Source organism: Mesotoga sp. HF07.pep.5.2.highcov (assembly GCF_003666285.1).
In the GTDB taxonomy this organism is placed as follows: Bacteria; Thermotogota; Thermotogae; order Petrotogales; family Kosmotogaceae; genus Mesotoga; species Mesotoga prima.
The window spans coordinates 1-3,205 of the sequence record NZ_JFHJ01000120.1 but is presented as its reverse complement, the minus strand read 5'-3'; the positions used below and the strand labels follow the sequence as shown (position 1 = coordinate 3,205).

Genomic DNA, 3,205 nt, shown 5'->3' with positions numbered 1-3,205 from the left:
GTCGGAACGAAGAACCGGTATTTTTCTCGGAGAACCTTTGATGGTGAACCTGAGAAGGCTTCCTGCCGAAGGCAGTATTGCGTCAACTGATGGTCTTCAGTGCATTGCGTCCCGGCACGATCTTTACCGGCATTGCGCGACCGCCGATCTTTTTCGGCGCTTTGCGTCTGATTGTAGTAACATCACTTCCGCGCGCTAGCGAGCCTTACTTCCAGCGATGCCCTTTGCCTCATCAATCTTTAAGGCAATATATTTACCTGGAGAAATTTGACTTAACCTAACGGTGCTAGAATTGGCTTGACTACCACGAGGAGGTGTTGACAGTGAAAAAGGGTAAATTCCTTTTACTGGTTGTTTTGCTTCTTTCAATCCTTTCGTTCTCAACGACCATCAAGATGTATCTCGTAACCGATTATCACTCCCACGCACTTCCCTTCTATTCTGAGGGACAACACGGGTTCGGGGGGATTGCCAAGATAATCGCTTTTCTGAAAGAGAAAGCCGGCGATGAAGACACTCTCGTTTTTGGCGGCGGAGACATGATAAACCTCGGGACCCCTGCGTGGTCCGACAAGTTCCACGCCATAGAGATGCCCTGGTTCAACAACATCTTCGATGCCATGGCTTACGGCAATCACGACTCGGAATACGGACCGGCAGATTTTCAGGAAGTATGGAAAAATGTCACTTATCCGATTCTTGGCGCCAACGTTCTCGATGCGAGTGGAGTACCTGTATTCCAGTACTTCGGGAAGAGGTATTTGATCCTAGAAGTTGAAGGCAAGAAAATCGGTGTCTTTGCTCTTGCAGGATCGGATTTCGATAGCCTTGTCAAGCCAGCTGCGAGGCCCGTCGAAGGAGCGACTTTCGGAGATTTTATGACGACTGCGGGTGAGATCGTTGACGAAATGGAGGCAGAGGGAGTCGATCTTATCGTTTTCATTGGACATGCAGAGTACGAGGAGACACTGAAATTGGCAAGAGAGATCGAAGGCATAGACCTGATCTTCGGTACACACAGCCATCTCAAGATCCCTCTTACAAAGATCGAGGGAACTGAAACATACTTCATTTCGCCTTACCAGTATGGGACATATGCGGCGGAAGTAGTGGTTTACTTTGGAGCCGACGGTCAGAAATCCGTCTCGGGGTCGCTAATACCCATGGATGATTCCATGCCAGAGGATCCAGTCATTGCGGATAAGGTAGAAAAACTTCAATACGAATTGGAAAGCGATCCTGAGTTCGCTCACCTGTTCGAATGGATCGGGGATGTTGAAACCGAACTATCTGTAGCTAATGTGAACACGGGAGAATCGGTGCTAGGCAATTTCGTGATGGACATCATTAGAGAGAAATCAGGGGCAAACGTCGCCCTTTCTACTTCGAGCAGCTTCAGGGCATCTATTGCACCGGGATCGACTGTTTACGAGGATCTGAAGAACGCCCTTCCTTATGTCAACACAATCTATGTCTACGAGGTAAAGGGAGAAACGCTTGAGAAGATTCTGAACCATTCAGTTAGCCAGAGCGGTACCGGGTTCTTCTCTCAGGTCTCCGGTGTGCGATTTATAATCAGCAACGGAAAGGCGACGTCAATTGAGGTCCAGGAAGACCCGGAATGCCCGGACAGCTTTGCTTTGCTGAATCCCGAGGCAACCTATCTGGTGGCCACAACGAATTATCAGGGCCTCTTCGCTCCCGGTTACAAGGATCTCTTTGCGGGGCTTCCATACACCGATACTGGACTGGATGTACAGAAGATAGTCAAGGAATACATGCAGAACAACAGTCCGGTAAGCGCCAGACTTGACGGAAGAATTAGGTAATAGATAACCGCAAGTACAAACCCCCACTCAGGTGGGGGTTTTCTCTTGTGCAAGAAATATAATCTCCCGAACTTCTGACCCGTTTCAGTTTAACTAACTGTCTCGTCCAGCGCAGATTTTCTATCCGCCGCGGCCTTCTTCCTTTTCTGGAGATTCCTGACTCTCCAGAGGAACAGTGATCCGCCGACCGAAACAAGCCCCATTACTAGATAAACGGAAATTGCGCCTGCCCTGTCCAGCCCCAACCCGATTAGCGGCGAAAAGACTGCAAAGGAGAGGCTGGCGGTTAGACTCACTATCGAGATTATCGTCGCCCTGAAGGCATCTTCTATCTGCCTGTTGATATAGAATCTCATGATGGGCTGGTATAGAGCCCTGACTATCTGACCAAGCGCTAGAAATGCAAGCGAACCGACGTTCAGAAGAATCAGAGGGATTAGATACGCGCCTCCCATAAGTAACCCAAGGAATGTCAGCGATTTTCTCGGTCTGACATTTTCGAAGAGCTTCATTAGATACCTTGACGAAAGCGCACAAACTACGTTGAACCCGGCAAAGACAACCCCGTAGAGGGCAATATCCAGCCTGACAAGTTTAAAGTACGGCTCATACAGCCAGAAGCTTGCCCTCAGCATCACTCCCATCAGCGCTGAGAAGTACAGGGCCCATCTGACTCTCGGCTTCTTTACGGCATCGCCGAAAGACCTAGCAACGTGAACCAGATACGACTCTCTTGATCTTTCTCCATGGTCAGGCTCTGTGAAGAAGAGGGAATAGCCGCTCGATAGAAACAGCATCCCCAGAGATATCCAGAAGGGAATGTAAGGTGAAACTGAATATAGAAGCCCGCTTGCTATCGATCCAACGGCCTGACCTACGAAGATATTTGACATGGCCTTCGCTTCTATCTTGCTGTATTCCTTCTCTCTTTCCATTCTTGAAAGACTCTCGAAAAGTATAGCCGAGTCCGCACCTGAGCTGAAAGTCATTCCAAGCCCAAAGAGCAGCTCTGCAAGGGCAAAGGCCAGAAAGCTTTCGCAGACAATATACAGAGACAGTCCGAAGGCCGTTATTACCGATGAAATCACGAGGGAGAACTTTCTTGAAACCCTGTCGGCTATCGAACCGGTCGGCACTTCGAAGAGAACAACTGCCACTGCCGAGATCGACTGCAGGAACATCATCTCCGAATAACTCAGCCCCTTGAAAAGCATATAAGGAACAAGAACCGGACCAATGATGAGCATGTTCTGTGAAAACTTGAAACGGTAGTAAACTGAGATGTTTCGATTCATCTTCTCCCTCATGAGATCATCTCCTAAACAAAAAGGGTGGCTCCCCGGCCACCCTCTCTTCGGTATTTTGAGATTTCTACA

General features: G+C 48.8%; 2 protein-coding genes. One reads left to right on the top strand and one right to left on the bottom strand.

The genetic code is table 11. The annotated features are described in order from the left end of the window. Positions 1 to 323: 323 nt before the first annotated feature. Positions 324 to 1,829: a bifunctional UDP-sugar hydrolase/5'-nucleotidase gene (locus BG32_RS01960; RefSeq protein WP_099772516.1), complete on the top strand. Its 1,506-nt coding sequence runs from the start codon at positions 324 to 326 to the stop codon at positions 1,827 to 1,829. A gap of 89 nt (positions 1,830 to 1,918) precedes the next feature. Here the strand turns inward: BG32_RS01960 and BG32_RS01955 are convergent, their stop codons facing one another. After that, entirely contained in the window at positions 1,919 to 3,136 is a 1,218-nt protein-coding gene (locus BG32_RS01955; RefSeq protein ID WP_099772517.1) for an MFS transporter, read from the bottom strand. Positions 3,137 to 3,205: the final 69 nt, after the last annotated feature.

Bases quoted from the DNA above. Each gene is read 5' to 3' on its own strand.
- BG32_RS01955 (WP_099772517.1), bottom strand. From the start codon at position 3,136: ATGAGGGAGAAGATGAATCGAAACATCTCAGTTTACTACCGTTTCAAG.